Below are 15,604 nucleotides of genomic sequence, written 5' to 3'. Positions count from 1 at the left end.
CAGCTCATGTGTGGATTCCGACCGTGGGCGCGAGGGCTTCGGTGCCGCTGAAGCGGAGGCCGAAGCCGTTGACGTACCGGAGTTCGGCCAGGGGCGCCAGCGGTGTGAGGTCGTGGACCTCTCCTTCGCGGTCGCAGTGGAGGGTCAGCAGCCGGAGGGAGGGGAAGGACCGGGCGATGACATCCAGCGGTGCGGCGCGGCCGGAGCAGTCCACGAGTAGATTCTCCGTCTGCGACAGCCGCAGCGATTCCGGGAGGCTCTGCACGCTCTCGGCCGGCAGCTGAAGCTGCGAGAGGCCTTCCAGAGCAGCCACGGCGTGCCAGTCCTCCTCGCTCATGACGGCGTCTTCGATCATGACGAGGATCTGGAGACCGGTCAGGCGGCGGAGGAAGGCGAGCCCTCCTGGGGGAGGGCTGGTCAGGGTGAGACTGCCCAGCTTGTTGTCGGAGGGGAGATGGCTCAGGGACGGGGCCAGTTCTCCCGACAGTCCCACGATCCGCGCCTCGCCCAACGCCGCGCGGATCGTGGACATGCCGTCGAGGGTGAGGCTCGGACTCATGCGCAGGTCGAGGCTCTCGGGGCGAAGCCCGAGGCGGGCGACCTGGGCTGCCTGGTCGTCGGACACGAGTGTGAAGTCGAGGTCGGTCTGATCGAGCCGGGCGATGATCTCCTCCGCGTAGGGGGCCGTCGCGAACCGGGCCCAGCCCCACATCAGCTGGGAGCGGACGCCCAGGGACGGATGGTCCGTGAAGCGTGCGAGGTACGGCAGCGTCGCGTCGTCGGTGATGTGGGTCGCTGTGATCACCACGTCCTGTGCCGCGTCCTCGTCCAGCTCCTCCGGGCCCGGCAGCAGGTCCAGGACCGCCCGTCCCACCCTCGCCAGCTCCCGGGCCTCGTCCGGGCCGCGCGGCGGGATCACCTCGGCCGTGCGGGCCAGGATCCGTTCCCGGATCTCCGGTGCCACCTCCGTCGCGTGGTTCAGCGCCGTCGCCGCCACGACCAGGACGCGGAGCTGGGTCCGGCGGTCCGGTGCCGCGTCCGCCGTCTTCAGCAGCTCGTCGAAGATCTCCGCGCACTCGCGCGGGCGCGCGTGCCCGACGGCCATGCGGATGACGTCCTCCCACTGGTCGTCCGCCGCGTGCCGGACGAGGACGCCGATGTCCCACCGGTCCACGAGCGCCTTCGCCGCCAGGTAGTCCTGGAAGGTGCGGTGGACGAAGTCGACCGTGTCCGCCGTCGGCTCGCGCAGGAGGCCGCTGCGGTGGAGGAGGTGGGTGAAGACCAGGGCGGGGTCGTAGCCGGCGGCCTCCGTGATCGCGGGCACGGCCTCCCGTACGACGTCCTGCGCGTGCGCGCGGTCCATCGTCGTGCGGCCGTTGAGCGTCAGCCAGTACGCGATCCGCTGGATCAGCTGGATCTGCGGGGTCTCGCCGAGATCGATCCCGTACGGGGTCCCCATGTCCCGCTCGCGGTCGCGGCGCGAGAGCAGCATCGCGAGGGCCGCGTCGTACAGCGCCTTCCGGCCGCGCGGCAGGAAGCCGCGCCTGCCGTGGTGCAGGGCGCAGATCAGGCCGCACATGAGGGGGTTGGTGGCGAGCTGGGCGACGTCCGCCGTCGTGCGCAGGGCGTCGAGGAGGGGCTGTTCGTACGCTGTCGCTTCCGGTCCGGCGGCCCGGTGCCAGCGGCGGACGAAGGTGGCGACCTCGGCGGAGGACATCGGGGCGAGGGTGAGTTCGGCGAAGCCGTCGGGGGCGAGCCAGTCGTCGCGTACGGCGGTGGGGCGGGAGGTCACGAGCCAGCGGTTGCCGTCGTAGGAGTCGAGGAGGTCGCGGAGCCAGCGGCGCGCGCGGTCCCGCTCGGCCTCGGGGATCTCGTCGATGCCGTCGACGAGGACCAGGCCGCGCCCGGCGGCGAGGACGCGGTCGGCCCAGCCGTCGGGCGCGGAGAGCGGGCAGCCGACGGCGGAGAGGAAACGGTCGGGGGCGGGGAGCCGCTCGCCGTGGCGGGTGAGGGCGCGCAGGGGAAGGACGAAGGGGATGCGGTCGCGGAGGTATGTCATGCCGTCCGCGAGGTCCTCGCGTGCGGCGGAGACGGCCAGCCACTGGATGAGGGTCGTCTTGCCGGAGCCGGCCGTGCCGCGCAGGAGGACCTTGTCGTGCCGGGTGAGGATCTGGTCGGCGCGGCCGCCCGACGGGTCTCCCCGGAGGAGGGCGCCGGCGGTGCCGGCGAACGCGTCGCGATCAGCCGTGCCGACGTACTCCCCGTACTCCCGGTGCAGGCGGCTCGGGGGCACGAGGCCTCCCGTCGCCTCCAGCGACAGGTACGCCACGTCCAGCGGCCACTTCTCCGGGGCGTCCCGGAGGTCCACGCCGTAGATCGTGAGGCGCCCGTGCTTCTTGGCGAGGTGGGCCAGGTAGCGGCGTTCGAAGTCGGTGTCCCGTGAGTCCGCGCGCGGTGTCCGGCGGATGACCTCGTCGACCTTCGCGATGAGTTCGGCCTGGGCCCGGGTCTGCTCCACCAGGCTGCGGGCGACGAATGTGGAGCGCTGGGTGAAGAACTCCAGGATGTGGAGGCAGGCCCATTCGGTCAGGGACTCCAGATAGAGGGCCGAGTCCGTGGAGAGGCCGTCCGGGGGCGGGGCCGCCGTCCGCAGGCGGCGGGCGAGGTCGCGGTGGCCGAGGCGGACCGCCTGGACGTCGTCCATGTCGAGGTCGCCGAGGGCGAGGAGGGTCCGGGCGAGGGTGTCGGTGACGGCCTCGGACTCGTCGGCGGGGAAGGGGCGCTCGCCGTCCCCGCCCTGGGACCGCTCGACGAGGGTCGAGGCGAGCTTGCGGACGTCCTGTTCGGTCAGGGTGCGCTTCTCACCGCGGAAGGTGACCAGGGAGGAGAGCCGGATCTTCTGCGACGAGCCCGTGAGACCGGCACCCGGACCCTCGCTGACCAGCAGTTTCTTCAGCAGCGGGCCGATCGCGGCCGACGCGAGGCGCGTGCCGATGAGTGCCGGTTCCATGCGTGGTCCCCCCGTGGATTCCCTGGATTCCCGAAGCGGTCAGCGTAGTGCGGGACGGGCTTCGGGGCGGTTCGGTTGCGTGACCCAGGTCCCATTCGGGGTGGGGCGCTGGTGACCTCGCGCACAGGCGTTTCGAGGGGTACTAACCGGAATAGTGGCGACGTTTGGTGTCGATTCGGGACGTTCAGGTGTGAACCGTCGGGGCTTTGGTCCCGATGTGGACCGAACCGGGCGTCAGGCAGCGTTTCGGGCGGTTCCGGACCCCCGCGACGTGCGCGTAAACCGATTCTCTTGTTCCGGTATGTCCGTTTTCGCGACCCCTCTCAGGGGTCGTCGAAGGGTGAACTTCCGGAGAGATCGCTACGACGCCATGTCGTAGATGGGGTGTTTTGGGATGGCTGGGGGTCCGGGTTACCAAGGATGAGCAAGCCCGGCGCAGCGCACCGTCCGCGCCGGGTCCCGTACGTCCCGGAGGTTTTCCCCCGTATGTCGAAGCGCGTCATGAACCCCGCCGCCCGTATCACCGCCGTTGCTCTCGCCGCCGCGGGTCTGGGAGCGACGCTGGTGGCCGGAGCAGGGTCCGCCTTCGCCGCCGAGGGCAAGGCCGCCCCGGCCGCGCTGACCGTGTCCGCCGCCGTGGCCGCCCAGGCCGACGCCCAGGCCCACGTCGCCGCCCAGGTGAAGGCCGCCGTCGCCAAGGCCGCCGCCGTGAAGGCCACGCCCGTGAAGGCCGTCAAGAAGGCCGCCCCGGCCTGGGTCAAGCCGGTCACCACCTACGCCCTCAGCGCCAGCTTCAACCAGGGCGGCGCCATGTGGGCCCACAAGCACTCCGGCCAGGACTTCGCCGTCCCGGTCGGCACCCCGGTCAAGGCCGCGGCCGCCGGCACCGTCGTGAAGGCCGGCCCGAACGGCGGCGGCGACGGCCCCGCGTACGGCAACGCCATCGTGATCAAGCACGCCAACGGCACGTACTCGCAGTACGCCCACCTGTCGCGGATCCAGGTCAACATCGGCCAGAAGGTCGCCGTCGGCCAGCAGATCGCCCTCTCGGGCAACACCGGCAACTCCTCCGGCCCGCACCTTCACTTCGAGATCCGTACGACCCCGAACTACGGCTCGGCCGTGAACCCGATGTCCTTCCTGCGGGCCCACGGCGTCGGCGTCTGACGCACCCCGTAGAGCTTCAGGCCCGCTCGGCCTGCTCGATCAGATCGAGGGCGACCTCGAGGACGGCTTCCTGCTTCTCCTCGGGGTCGCCCTCGATGTTTTCCATGAAGAAGGTCCCGGCGTGCAGCGCGAAGACCGCGCTCACGGCGCGGACCTTGTCCTTCACCGGGGCCTCGGGTTCCTGGACGAACCTGTTGAGCGCGATGAAGCGCTCCTTGAAGGTGAGCCCGATGCTCAGGTCGCGCACGGTCGCCTGGTTCTCGTGCATGAAGCGGAACAGCGGGGCCGCGGCGAGCAGGGCCTTCTGGTACCGGCGCAGGATCTCCTGCTTCGTCTCCAGGGTCCGCGGCTGATCGCCCGCCCACTCGATGAGCTCGTCGAGCGGGCGCGTCAGGTCCTGGAAGATCCCGATGATGATGTCTTCCTTGGTCTTGAAGTGGTAGTAGAGCGCCGCCTTGGTGACGTCGAGGTGCTCGGCGATCTCGCGGAGCGAGGTCTTCTCGTAGCCCTGCTCGGCGAAGAGTTCGAGAGCCACGTCCTGGATGCGCTGGCGGGTGTTGCCTCGGGCCATGGCTGCTCACTCCACATTCCACAAAACTTACTTGACGACCGGCAAGTTACCGGCCTACCTTCCTCAGTGTAGTAACTAGCCGGGCGGCAAGTAAGGGATCGAGATGGCGACGAAACAGAACGTTCAGGCAGCACAGGGGGAGGCTGCGGACCCGCAGCCGCGCAGCGTACGGGTCGTCCTCCTCGCCCTCATGATCGCGATGCTGCTCGCGATGCTGGACAACATGATCATCGGCACCGCGATGCCGACGATCGTCGGCGAGCTCGGCGGCCTCGAGCACCTCTCCTGGGTCGTCACCGCCTACACCCTGGCCACCGCCGCCTCCACCCCGATCTGGGGCAAGCTCGGCGACATGTTCGGCCGCAAGGGCGTCTTCCTCACCTCGATCGTGATCTTCCTGATCGGCTCGGCGCTCAGCGGCATGGCCCAGGACATGGGTCAGCTCATCGGCTTCCGCACCGTCCAGGGCCTCGGCGCCGGCGGCCTCATGGTCGGCGTCATGGCGATCATCGGCGACCTGATCCCGCCCCGCGAGCGCGGCAAGTACCAGGGCATGATGGCCGGAATCATGGCCCTCGCGATGATCGGCGGCCCCCTCGTCGGCGGCACCATCACCGACCACTGGGGCTGGCGCTGGTCCTTCTACATCAACCTGCCGCTCGGTGCCGTCGCCCTCGCCATGCTCACCACGGTCCTGCACCTGCCGAAGAAGGAACGTGCCACCGGCACCCGGATCGACTTCCTCGGCGCCGCGCTCCTGACCGTCGGCATCACCGCGATCGTCCTCGTCACCACCTGGGGCGGCACCGAGTACGCGTGGGGCTCGGCCACCATCGTCGGTCTCATCACCGGCGGCGTCGCCGCGCTCGCGGCCTTCCTCTTCGTCGAGACCCGGGCGAGCGACCCGATCATGCCGCTGCACATCTTCCGCAGCCGCAACTTCACCCTGATGTCCCTGATCGGCTTCATCACCGGCTTCGTGATGTTCGGCGCGGTCCTCTACCTGCCGATCTTCCAGCAGTCCGTCCAGGGCGCCTCGGCCACCAACTCCGGCCTGCTGCTCCTGCCGATGCTGCTGTCGATGATGGTCGTCTCGCTGCTCGTGGGCCGCTTCACCACCAGCACCGGCAAGTACAAGGTCTTCCCGATCGTGGGCGGCGCGCTCATGGTCGCCGGTCTCTTCCTGCTCTCCACCATGGACACCGGCACCTCGCGCCTCGTCTCCGGGATCTGGATGGCCGTCCTCGGCGCCGGCATGGGCTTCCTCATGCAGATCACCATGCTGGTCGCCCAGAACAGCGTGGAGATGAAGGACATGGGCGTCGCCTCCTCCTCCACCACCCTCTTCCGGACGCTCGGCTCCTCCTTCGGCGTCGCGATCATGGGCGCGCTCTTCACCAGCCGCGTCCAGGACGAGATGGCGTCCCGCGGCGGTGGCGGGCTCACCGAGCGGACCGCCCAGCTCGACGCGGCGAGCCTCGCCAAGCTGCCGGCCGCGCTCCGCGAGGCCTACCAGCACGCGGTCGCCACCGGCACGCACGGCGCCTTCCTCGTCGCCTCGGCCGTCGCCGTCCTCGGCTTCGTCCTCGCCTTCTTCGTCAAGGAGGTGGCGCTGCGCGGCGCCGGACCGGCCGCGGCCCCGAAGGCGGAGTCCGGCGACGACGCGCCCAAGGTCGCCGAGACCGTCTGATCTCGCGTAGCGATCTCCCGTACGGGAAAGGGGGCCGGGTCCAGTCATGGACCCGGCCCCCTTCGCCGTACCTCTCACTCCGCCGGCCGCAGCACCGGGATCGCGTACCCGTCAGTCCGCCGGCCGCAGCACCGGGAAGCTGCCCGTGTTCGTCGGCGCGTGGTCCGGCAGCCACAGCACGGCGATGGCCCCGCCGACCCCGCCCGGCGACCCCTCCGCGGCCACGTTCCGGAAGGTCAGGCGGGCGCCGAGGACCCGGGCCTGGCCCGCCGCGATCGTCAGGCCCAGGCCGTGGCCCTGGCCCGCGCGGTCGCTCGTCCCCGTACGGAACCGGCTCGGGCCCTCCTTGAGGAGCGCCTCCGGGAAGCCGGGACCGTGGTCGCGGACCCGGACCACCCGGCCCTCGACGGTGACCTCGACCGGCGGCTTGCCGTGCTTGGCCGCGTTGGCGAGGAGATTGCCCAGGACCCGCTCCAGGCGGCGCGGGTCGGTGTTCACCCAGGACTCGTGCACGACCCGGACCTCGACCTCCGGGTCCAGGGCCCGCACCCGCCGCTCCACGAACTCGCCGAGCGCGATCTCCTGGAGCTCGGCCCGCTCCGAGGCGCTGTCGAGCCGGGCCACCTCCAGAACGTCCTCGACCAGCGTCCGCATGGCCTGCGCCCGGTCCCGTACGAGCTCGGTCGGCCGCCCCGGCGGCAGCAGCTCGGCCGCCGTGAGCAGCCCCGTGACGGGGGTGCGCAGCTCGTGCGCGATGTCGGCGGTGACCCGCCGCTCGGCCTCGATCCGCTCGTTCAGCGCGTCGGTCAGGGCGTCCACCGCCCAGGCCAGGTCGTCGGTCTCGTCCCGTACGACCCCGCCGACGGCGTCCCGTACCCGGACCTCCGTATTGCCCTGGGCCACCCGGCCGGCCGCGACGGCGGCCTTCCGCAGCCGCCGCGAGAGCCCGCCGCCGATGAGCACGCCGAGCGCGCAGCCGCCGAAGACCACGGACACCGAGCCGATGACGAGGGCCCGGTCCAGATCGTTCATGATCGTCGCGCTGCGGTCGGCGAAGGGGATGTGCAGCGACAGCACGTCGCCGTTGGCGAGCGGCACGGCCGCCCACACGTCCGGCGGCCCGCCGTGCCGGTGCTCCTGCACGTACGTCCCGCGCCGCTTGTCCCGCATCAGCTGGTGGAGCTGCGGCGGCAGCGCCGGGTCGTTGATCTTCGTGCCGAAGCGGGGCTCCTTCGGCTTCGACGTCTCGTACATCCGCTGGGCGAAGAGCAGCCGCTCCATCTGCACCTCGCGCGCGTTGTCGAGCATCGAGATGCGGGCGGCGTTGTGCACGACGATGCTCAGGGTGACCGCGATGAGCGCGCCGACCGCCGCGATGGCGACGGCGATCTTCCAACGGACCCCGGTACGCAAGGGGCGCAGCTTCACATGCACAAGTACGGGCCCTAGTTCTTGAGCTTGTAGCCGAAGCCGCGGACCGTCTCGATCCGGTCCTGGCCGATCTTGGCGCGCAGCCGCTGCACATGGACGTCCACGACCCGGGTGTCCCCGCCCCAGCCGTAGTCCCAGACCCGCTCCAGGAGCTTGTCCCGGGACAGTACGGTGCCCGGCGCCGACGAGAACTCCAGGAGCAGCCGCATCTCCGTCGGGGTCAGCGCCACCGGCGCCCCGCCCCTGCGGACCTCCATGCCCTCGGTGTCGACCTCCAGGTCGCCGAAGACGAGGAGCCCGCCGCCGTCCGGCGCGTCCCCCTGTTCGCCGTTGCCGACGCCGCCCGCGTGCCCGAAGCGGCGCAGCACGGCCCGGATGCGGGCCATGAGCACCGAACCGTCGAAGGGCTTGGTGACGTAGTCGTCGGCCCCCGCCTCCAGACCGAGCACGACGTCGATGGAGTCGGCGCGCGCCGAGAGCATGATCACGGGCACGGTCGACTCGTCGCGGATGCGACGGCAGAGGCTGACCCCGTCCATCCCCGGCAGCATCACGTCGAGGAGCGCGATGTCGGGGCGCTGTGCCCGGAAGGCGTCCAGACCGGAGAGCCCGTCGGGCATGGCGGTCACCCGGAAGCCGTCCCGCTCGAGGGCGAGCTGGGTGGCCTCACGGATGACGTCGTCGTCCTCGACGAACAGGACATGGGTTTCGGCCATCGTGATGTGCCCTTCGGGGTCTGTACGGTCTTTCGGCCGGCGGCGGTCCGCGGCGGTCCAGGACGGCTCACGGCTCAGTTGGCGGCCGGTTCGCTCGGGGCGGGCTCCGCGGTGGGGGCGTCGCCGACGGCCCGGCTGTACTCGTTGTGCACCCAGTCGTGCTGGGTGAAAGCGTTCCCCGACCAGCGGTAGGTGATCACGTCCTCGCCCGAGGGGTACGCGACCGGGTCGCCCTTCGCGTACACCTGCTTGCTGACGACGAGATCGCCCCGGTCGATCGTCGCGTAGACCGCCGCCTCCTCGGCCATGAACACGTTCTCGTACCGGTCGTTCTCCTTGCGGTACACGTACGAGCCGATGCCGACGGCGTCCCCGCAGGTCATCACGTTGACGACGACGTCGGGGGAGGCGGTGTTCGTGAGATTGCCGTAGGAGGTCTCCACCGGGTACGCGTCGGCGACGCACGGCTTCAGGTCGTCCTTGAGCCGCGCGCCGATCTTCGGGTCCGCCTTCAGGAGCGCTATCGGATCCACCCGCTCGGCCGACTGCAGGCCCGCCGTGCCGGAGACGGACGGGGTGGGCGCGGCGGCGGCGATCTCGTCGGAGCGGGCCGCGCCCTCGTCGCGGGAGCCGGTGCCACCGGTGGAGCATCCGGCCAGGGAAAGCCCGACGGCGACGAGCCCGGCCGTGGCCGTGACGCTCGCCGCCCTGACGGTACGCCGCGGGCGGCGCCGTCCGGTCGGACACCGGTCGTCGCCGCCGCTCACACAGTGGTGGCCTTCCTGCGGTCTGCCACAGGGGTCGCCGTCTACGCCGCGCACCGCTCCCGACCCCCTTCGTCACCTCGTACGGTCGCCCGCTCCCCGGTCCGCCCCAGGGCACGGGCGTCGAGGTCACGGCTCTCCAGCTCCTGGCGGAGCCGGGCGAGCGCACGATGGAGCGTCGACTTCACCGTACCGGTCGACATGCCGAGCGCCGCCGCCGTCTCCTCCGTGCTCATCTGCTCCCAGTGACGCAGGACGACGACGCTGCGCTGCTTCGGCGCGAGCACCTTCAGGATGTCCATGAGCAGGGCGCGGTCGGCGTGCTGCTCGGTCGGGTCGTCGACGCACGCGTCGGGCAGCTGCTCGGTCGGCACCTCTTCGAGCTTGCGGGAGCGCCACCACTCGGTCCGCGTGTTGATCATGACGCGGCGCAGGTAGGCGTCGGCGAGGGACTTGTCGGCGATGCCGTCCCAGCGGCCGTACGTACGGGCCAGAGCCGTCTGGAGGAGGTCCTGGGCGTCGACGGGGTCGGCGACGAGGCGGCGGGCACTGCGCAGCAGTGCGTCCTGCCGCGTGCGTACGTAATCCTCGAAGTCGAGCACCTCGCCGCCGTGCCTCATCCGAACCGCCTCCGTTCCCCGTGCCCTGCTTGTCCTCGTGTCGTGGACGACGCTACGGAGCGCTTGTCACGGGGCTGTGCGGGGCAGCCGTCGGTGGACGCACGGCTACCCATCGGTTGTGTAACAGCGGGGACGGAAAAGGTTTGAGGCCCCGCTCTCGGGAGAGCGGGGCCTCAAGACGTCCAGGGGCTCAGGACAGCGGCAGCCGGTACCGGTCGCCCTCCAGCGGCTCGACGAGCCCGTCCGCGACGAGCCCGTCCAGGGCCCGGGCCCGCTGCACCGGCTCGTCCCAGACCGCGTCGAGCGCCGCCTGCGGCACCGGCTCCGCCGAATCCCGCAGCACCGCGAGGAGCCGGCCGCGCACCTGCCGGTCGGTCCCGGCGTACGTCTGACCGCGCCGCGGCGGACCGTCGTGCGCCGGCTTGCCCGAGAGCCGCCAGGCGCACCGCTCGGCGATCGGGCAGCGCCCGCAGTCCTCGTTCTTCGCCGTGCACACCAGGGCGCCCAGCTCCATGGAGGCGGCCGCCCAGCGGGACGCCGTCGTCTCGTCCTCCGGCAGCAGCGCGCGGGCGAGCCGCCGCTCGGCGGCCGTGGTCGCGTTCGGCGGGTACTGGACGCCGGTCGCCGCCCGCGCGAAGACCCGGCGCACATTGGTGTCGAGGACCGCGTGCCGCTGCCCGTACGCGAAGGAGGCCACCGCCGCCGCCGTGTACTCGCCGATGCCGGGCAGCGCGAGCAGTTGCGCGTGGTCGCTGGGCACGTCGCCGTGGTGCCGTTCCGTTATCGCGACGGCCGCCGCGTGCAGCCGCAGCGCCCGGCGCGGGTAGCCGAGCCGGCCCCAGGCGCGGACCGCCTCGCCGGGGGCCTCGGCGGCCAGGTCGGCCGGGCGCGGCCAGCGCGCCAGCCACTGCTCGTACACCGGGAGGACCCGGACCACCGGGGTCTGCTGGAGCATGAACTCGCTGACCATGACGCCCCAGGCACCGGCCTCGGGGCGGCGCCAGGGCAGGTCGCGGGCGTGCCGGTCGAACCAGGCGAGGACGGGCCCGTGCAGCTCGGCGGGGAGCACGACGGGGGCCTCGGACGTGGGGGGAGTGTCGATGGAAGTCATGGCACCCCCGATCCTGGCACGTCCCCGGCGTGATCAGTACGCGCCGTGGCGCGCGCGCGAGCGCCGCTCGGAGTGCGCGGGGGCGTGCGCACTCGGCCCGCGCCCCGCGCACCACACCACGGCCGAGCTCCGGCTCGACCTGGCCGTCTCCACCAGCGCCCGGACGGGGCGCTCCGCCGCCCGCATCACGACGAAGGCGATCAGGGCGCCGACGAGCAGGCCGACGGTCACGTCGTGCGGGTAGTGGACGCCGACGAAGACCCGGGAGAAGGCCATGAGCAGCGCCATCGGCACGGTCAGCCAGACGATCCCGCGCCAGGACAGGGCGAGCGCGATCGCCGCGGCGCCCGCGATGGCGGAGTGGTTGCTGGGGAAGGACCAGTCGCCGTGCGGCGGGCAGGCGACGAGCGAGACGGGCGCTTCGGCGACCGCCCGGCACGGACGTTCCTCGTCGATCAGCGACTTCAGGGCCTCGCTCACCACGTAACCGAAGCCGGTGGCGATCGGGGCGAGCAGCGCGAGCGCCATCGCCCGGCTCGAACCCTCCCGGGTGCGCCACCAGCCGGCGAGGAACAGCACGCCGAAGAGCAGCAGCCCGAGCTCCGTCCACACCTCGGCGATCCACTGGAACCAGTGGGGCGTGGAGTGGGCGAAGTCGGCGACGTCGAGATACAGACGGTCGGAGAGGTCGAGAAGGGTGTTCATGGGGTACGACGCTAACCGGAATCCGGAGTCCGCCGCCCCGGGCCGCCGGCCGGAACGACCCCCGGCGACAGCGGGGGGCTGCGATTCGGCCCGGTTCCCTACGGTTTCCCTCGGGTTTAGGGCGGGATGCCGTACCGGATCCGCGCCGGATCGGGGAAAGTTCCCGGAACCCACGGATGTGATCATCGGCAAAACTTGAGGCCTGGGGCGGCGGGTGGGGCGGGAGTTGGGCCGGATCTCTCGTAAGGTTCGGGTCGTGGGATCTTTGCGCAATCCGGTCGGGCCGCTTCCCTCCACCATCTACTGGCGACGGAGGGCGGTGGCGGCGTGCCTGGTGGCGCTGCTCGCGCTGCTCGCCGTATGGGCCGTCACCTCCGGTGACGGCGACGGGAAGAAGCCGAACGACGCCGCCAACGGCTCGTCGCCGACCCCGCCGTCGATCACTCCCGGCCCCTCCGGCACCGGCCCGGCGATCAGTCAACAGCCCGGTGGGCGCGACGAGTCGGGCGACTCCGGCGAGACCGCGGGCGACAACGGCGGCTCGGCGGGCTCCGGTACGGACGCGGGAGCCGACGCCGGTACGGACTCCGGCGCCGAGGGCACGGGAGGCACCACCGGCACCGGCAAGAACGGCGACACCGACGGCGCCGGCGCCGACGGCGGCGCGGGCACCGGCGCGGGCCGGCAGGTCCCGGCGAACTCCCCGCTCCCGAACTGCCCTGCCGGAGCGCTGCAGTTGGAGCTCCGCTCCATCAAACTCACCTACGAGGCAGGGGAGAAGCCCCGCTTCCACCTCGTCGCGAAGAACACCTCGAACACCACCTGCAAGGCCGACTTCGGGCCCCGCAGCGCGGTTCTCACGGTCAGTGACGACCGTGACGACGAGGTCTGGTCCACCGCCGACTGCCCGCGCCCCGGCACCCCGGTCCTGCTGCGCGTCCCCGCGCACACCACCATCACCCACACCGTGGAATGGGACCGAGGTCACAGCGCCCCGCAGTGCGCCAGCGCCCCGGCGGGCCAGGCCGGCCCGGGCACCTACCTGGTGGAGGCGAAGGTGCCGGGCGCGAAGGTGCTCGCCGCCTCGTTCACGCTCGCCAAGGACTGAGCGGGCGGCACGTCCTAGACGTACCGCTCCAGGATCGAGGACTCCGCGAGGCGCGACAGTCCCTCGCGGACACTGCGGGCCCGGGCCTCGCCGACGCCGTCGACGGTCTGGAGGTCGTCCACGCTCGCCGCGAGCAGCTTCTGCAGCCCGCCGAAGTGCTCCACCAGACGCTCGATGATCGCGCCCGGCAGCCGCGGCACCTTGGCCAGGAGCCGGTAGCCGCGCGGCGAGACCGCCGAGTCGAGGGTCTCTGGCGAGCCGCTGTAGCCGAGGGCACGCGCCACGACCGGAAGTTCGAGGAGCTCGGTGTGGGTGAGCGCGTCCAGCTCGGTGAGCGCCTCGGCGACCGTCCGCGAGCGCTTCGCCGTCGGCTCCGGCACGTAGTCCCGGATCACCAGCTCGCGCTCCGGCTCCACGCCCGCGATCAGCTCGTCGAGCTGGAGCGAGAGGAGCCGCCCGTCGGTGCCGAGCTCGACGACGTACTCGGCGATCTCGGTGGCGATCCGGCGGACCATCTCCAGGCGCTGCGCGACCGCGGTGACGTCCCGGACCGTGACCAGGTCCTCGATCTCGAGCGCCGAGAGCGTGCCGGCCACCTCGTCGAGCCGCAGCTTGTACCGCTCCAGGGTCGCGAGCGCCTGGTTCGCGCGGGACAGGATCGCGGCCGACTCCTCCAGGACCCGGCGCTCACCGTCCACGTACAGCGCGATCAGACGCATCGACTGGGAGACGGAGACGACCGGGAACCTGCACTGCTTGGAGACCCGGTCCGCGGTGCGGTGGCGGGTGCCGGTCTCCTCGGTGGGGATGGAGGCGTCCGGGACCAGCTGCACACCCGCGCGGTGGATCTTGGTGATGTCCTTGTCGAGGACGAGCGCGCCGTCGAGCTTGCACAGCTCACGCAGGCGCGTGGCGGTGAACTCGACGTCCAGCTCGAACCCGCCGGTGCACATCGAATCGACCGTCTTGTCCAGGCCGAGGACGATGAGACCGCCCGTGTTCCCCCGGAGGATCCGCTCCAGGCCGTCACGCAGCGCGGTGCCGGGAGCGACCGCGCTGAGGGCTGCGCGCATCAGCGCTTCGTTCCCGTCCTTGGCTGCCACTGCTCTCCTCCGGCTCGTACGGATGGGCGAGACCAGGGCAAAGTCTAGCGACACCACCCCGGCGCAGGGTTCGCCGCAGCGGTGTGGGCATACGTTCCGCAGGACGTGGGGGTCCCCCCGGACGGAGTCCGGGGGAGGGCGGGCCCCCGCCGAGACGGCTCCGCCGCCTGTTCGGCACCCCCGAGGACCGGGTTCGATCAGCTGGACGTCTTCTCCTCCGCGCCCTTCGCTCTGCGGCTCCGCGGCAGCACCCGCAACGCATCCCCCACGTCCGCCACCTCCGTCACCTTCATGCCGGCCGGCACCTTCCCCGGGTCCCCCGGCACCAGCGCGTGCGTGAAGCCGAGCCGGTGCGCCTCGGCGAGCCGCCGCTGGACGCCCGTCACCCGCCGCACCTCGCCGGCGAGCCCGACCTCGCCGATCGCGACCAGGTTCTTCGGCAGCGGGGTGTCGCTCGCCGCGGAGGCCAGCGCGAGCGCGATCGCCAGGTCGGCGGCGGGCTCGGTGAGCTTCACGCCGCCGACGGTCGCGCTGTAGATGTCCCGCTTGCCCAGCGCGCTGATCCGGCCGCGCTGCTCCAGGACCGCCAGCATCATCGAGACCCGGGAGGTCTCCAGACCCGAGGTCGTCCGCCGCGGCGACGGGATCTGCGAGTCGACCGTCAGCGCCTGCACCTCGGCGACCAGCGGACGCTTGCCTTCCAGGGTGACCGTCAGGCAGGTGCCGGGCACGGCCACGTCACGCCGGGTCAGGAAGAGTCCGGAGGGGTCGGCGAGTCCCGTGATGCCCTCGTCGTGCAGCTCGAAGCAGCCGACCTCGTCGGTCGCCCCGTAGCGGTTCTTCACGCCCCGGACCAGCCGCAGGCGCGCGTGCCGGTCGCCCTCGAAGCTGAGGACGACGTCGACCAGGTGCTCCAGGAGCCGGGGCCCGGCGATGGCCCCCTCCTTGGTGACGTGGCCGACGAGGAGCGTCGACATGCCGCGCTCCTTGGAGGCCCGGATGAGGGCCCCCGCGACCTCGCGGACCTGCGCCATGCCGCCGGGCGCGCCGTCGATCTCGGGGGAGGCGACGGTCTGCACCGAGTCCAGGACCAGCAGGGAGGGCTTCACCGCGTCGAGGTGCCCGAGGACGGCCGACAGGTCGGTCTCGGCCGCCAGGTACAGGTGGTCGCTGAGCGCGTTGATCCGGTCGGCGCGCAGCCGGACCTGGCTCGCGGACTCCTCGCCCGTCACGTACAGCGTGCGGTGCTCGTCGCTCGCCGCCTTGGCCGCCACGTCGAGCAGGAGCGTGGACTTGCCGACCCCGGGCTCGCCCGCGAGCAGCACGACGGCGCCGGGCACCAGGCCGCCGCCGAGGACCCGGTCCAGCTCGTCGACGCCGGTCGAGCGGGCGGTCGCCTGCCGGCCGTCGACCTGCCCGATGGGCAGCGCGGCGGTGGAGACGCGGCCGGCGGCGGTCGTCCGGACGGCGGGCGCGCCGTACTCCTCGACCGTCCCCCAGGCCTGGCACTCGGGGCAGCGGCCGAGCCACTTGGCCGTCTGCCAGCCGCACTCGGTGCAGCGGTAGGACGGCCGGTCCTTGGCGGTTTTCGTACGGGCAGCCATGAGT

13 protein-coding genes are annotated in these 15,604 nt (G+C 72.0%); 3 read left to right on the top strand and 10 right to left on the bottom strand.

All coding sequences use genetic code 11. The annotated features are described in order from the left end of the window. Nucleotides 1–4: 4 nt before the first annotated feature. The gene (locus ACFYX3_RS22450; protein WP_389016043.1) at nucleotides 5–3,010 is read right to left on the bottom strand and encodes an NACHT domain-containing protein; all 3,006 of its coding nucleotides are present in this window, start codon (nucleotides 3,008–3,010) and stop codon (nucleotides 5–7) included. Between the two features lie 486 nt (nucleotides 3,011–3,496). Here ACFYX3_RS22450 and ACFYX3_RS22445 point away from each other — a divergent pair, with 486 nt between their 5' ends. Continuing rightward, nucleotides 3,497–4,177, top strand: coding sequence for a M23 family metallopeptidase (locus ACFYX3_RS22445; RefSeq protein ID WP_389016040.1), 681 nt, complete (start codon nucleotides 3,497–3,499; stop codon nucleotides 4,175–4,177). A 16-nt stretch (nucleotides 4,178–4,193) separates the two neighbouring features. Here ACFYX3_RS22445 and ACFYX3_RS22440 read toward each other — a convergent pair whose 3' ends face one another. Next, nucleotides 4,194–4,748, bottom strand: a complete 555-nt coding sequence (locus ACFYX3_RS22440) for a TetR/AcrR family transcriptional regulator (RefSeq protein WP_389016037.1) — start codon at nucleotides 4,746–4,748, stop codon at nucleotides 4,194–4,196. 103 nt (nucleotides 4,749–4,851) lie between these two features. Between ACFYX3_RS22440 and ACFYX3_RS22435 the strand changes: the two genes are divergently transcribed. Beyond that, complete coding sequence (locus ACFYX3_RS22435; protein ID WP_389016035.1) at nucleotides 4,852–6,438, top strand: MDR family MFS transporter; 1,587 nt, start codon at nucleotides 4,852–4,854, stop codon at nucleotides 6,436–6,438. Nucleotides 6,439–6,549: 111 nt separating this feature from the next. Here the strand turns inward: ACFYX3_RS22435 and cseC are convergent, their stop codons facing one another. The 6 genes from cseC to ACFYX3_RS22405 all read right to left on the bottom strand — a co-directional run bounded on the left by cseC (nucleotide 6,550) and on the right by ACFYX3_RS22405 (nucleotide 11,785). Beyond that, the gene (gene cseC, locus ACFYX3_RS22430; RefSeq protein WP_376773557.1) at nucleotides 6,550–7,995 is read right to left on the bottom strand and encodes a two-component system sensor histidine kinase CseC; all 1,446 of its coding nucleotides are present in this window, start codon (nucleotides 7,993–7,995) and stop codon (nucleotides 6,550–6,552) included. Further along, on the bottom strand, nucleotides 7,884–8,585 hold the full coding sequence (cseB, locus tag ACFYX3_RS22425) for a two-component system response regulator CseB (protein ID WP_389016033.1): 702 nt from the start codon (nucleotides 8,583–8,585) through the stop codon (nucleotides 7,884–7,886). Before cseB ends, cseC begins: the two co-directional genes overlap by 112 nt. Before the next feature lie 74 nt (nucleotides 8,586–8,659). Then, entirely contained in the window at nucleotides 8,660–9,352 is a 693-nt protein-coding gene (locus tag ACFYX3_RS22420; RefSeq protein WP_382661535.1) for a hypothetical protein, read from the bottom strand. A gap of 41 nt (nucleotides 9,353–9,393) precedes the next feature. Beyond that, nucleotides 9,394–9,969, bottom strand: a complete 576-nt coding sequence (locus tag ACFYX3_RS22415) for a SigE family RNA polymerase sigma factor (protein ID WP_376594595.1) — start codon at nucleotides 9,967–9,969, stop codon at nucleotides 9,394–9,396. Nucleotides 9,970–10,159: 190 nt separating this feature from the next. After that, a complete protein-coding gene (locus ACFYX3_RS22410) occupies nucleotides 10,160–11,080 on the bottom strand; it encodes an A/G-specific adenine glycosylase (protein ID WP_359510786.1) in 921 nt (306 codons plus the stop codon). 33 nt (nucleotides 11,081–11,113) lie between these two features. Next, on the bottom strand, nucleotides 11,114–11,785 hold the full coding sequence (locus tag ACFYX3_RS22405) for a phosphatase PAP2 family protein (RefSeq protein WP_389016028.1): 672 nt from the start codon (nucleotides 11,783–11,785) through the stop codon (nucleotides 11,114–11,116). Between the two features lie 256 nt (nucleotides 11,786–12,041). Between ACFYX3_RS22405 and ACFYX3_RS22400 the strand changes: the two genes are divergently transcribed. Continuing rightward, nucleotides 12,042–12,893 carry a hypothetical protein gene (locus ACFYX3_RS22400; protein ID WP_389016025.1) on the top strand — a complete coding sequence of 284 codons (852 nt, stop codon included), beginning with the start codon at nucleotides 12,042–12,044 and terminating at the stop codon, nucleotides 12,891–12,893. 14 nt (nucleotides 12,894–12,907) lie between these two features. On the opposite strand, the gene disA is transcribed toward ACFYX3_RS22400, so the two are convergent. Continuing rightward, complete coding sequence (disA, locus tag ACFYX3_RS22395) at nucleotides 12,908–13,966, bottom strand: DNA integrity scanning diadenylate cyclase DisA (RefSeq protein ID WP_116165462.1); 1,059 nt, start codon at nucleotides 13,964–13,966, stop codon at nucleotides 12,908–12,910. A 227-nt stretch (nucleotides 13,967–14,193) separates the two neighbouring features. Further along, nucleotides 14,194–15,600 carry a DNA repair protein RadA gene (radA, locus tag ACFYX3_RS22390; RefSeq protein ID WP_389016022.1) on the bottom strand — a complete coding sequence of 469 codons (1,407 nt, stop codon included), beginning with the start codon at nucleotides 15,598–15,600 and terminating at the stop codon, nucleotides 14,194–14,196. Nucleotides 15,601–15,604 lie beyond the last annotated feature (4 nt).

The sequence above is a fragment of the Streptomyces sp. NPDC002463 genome (assembly GCF_042889835.1).
GTDB classification, from domain to species: domain Bacteria; phylum Actinomycetota; class Actinomycetes; order Streptomycetales; family Streptomycetaceae; genus Streptomyces; species Streptomyces nymphaeiformis.
This window is presented reverse-complemented; position numbering and strand designations above follow the sequence as displayed.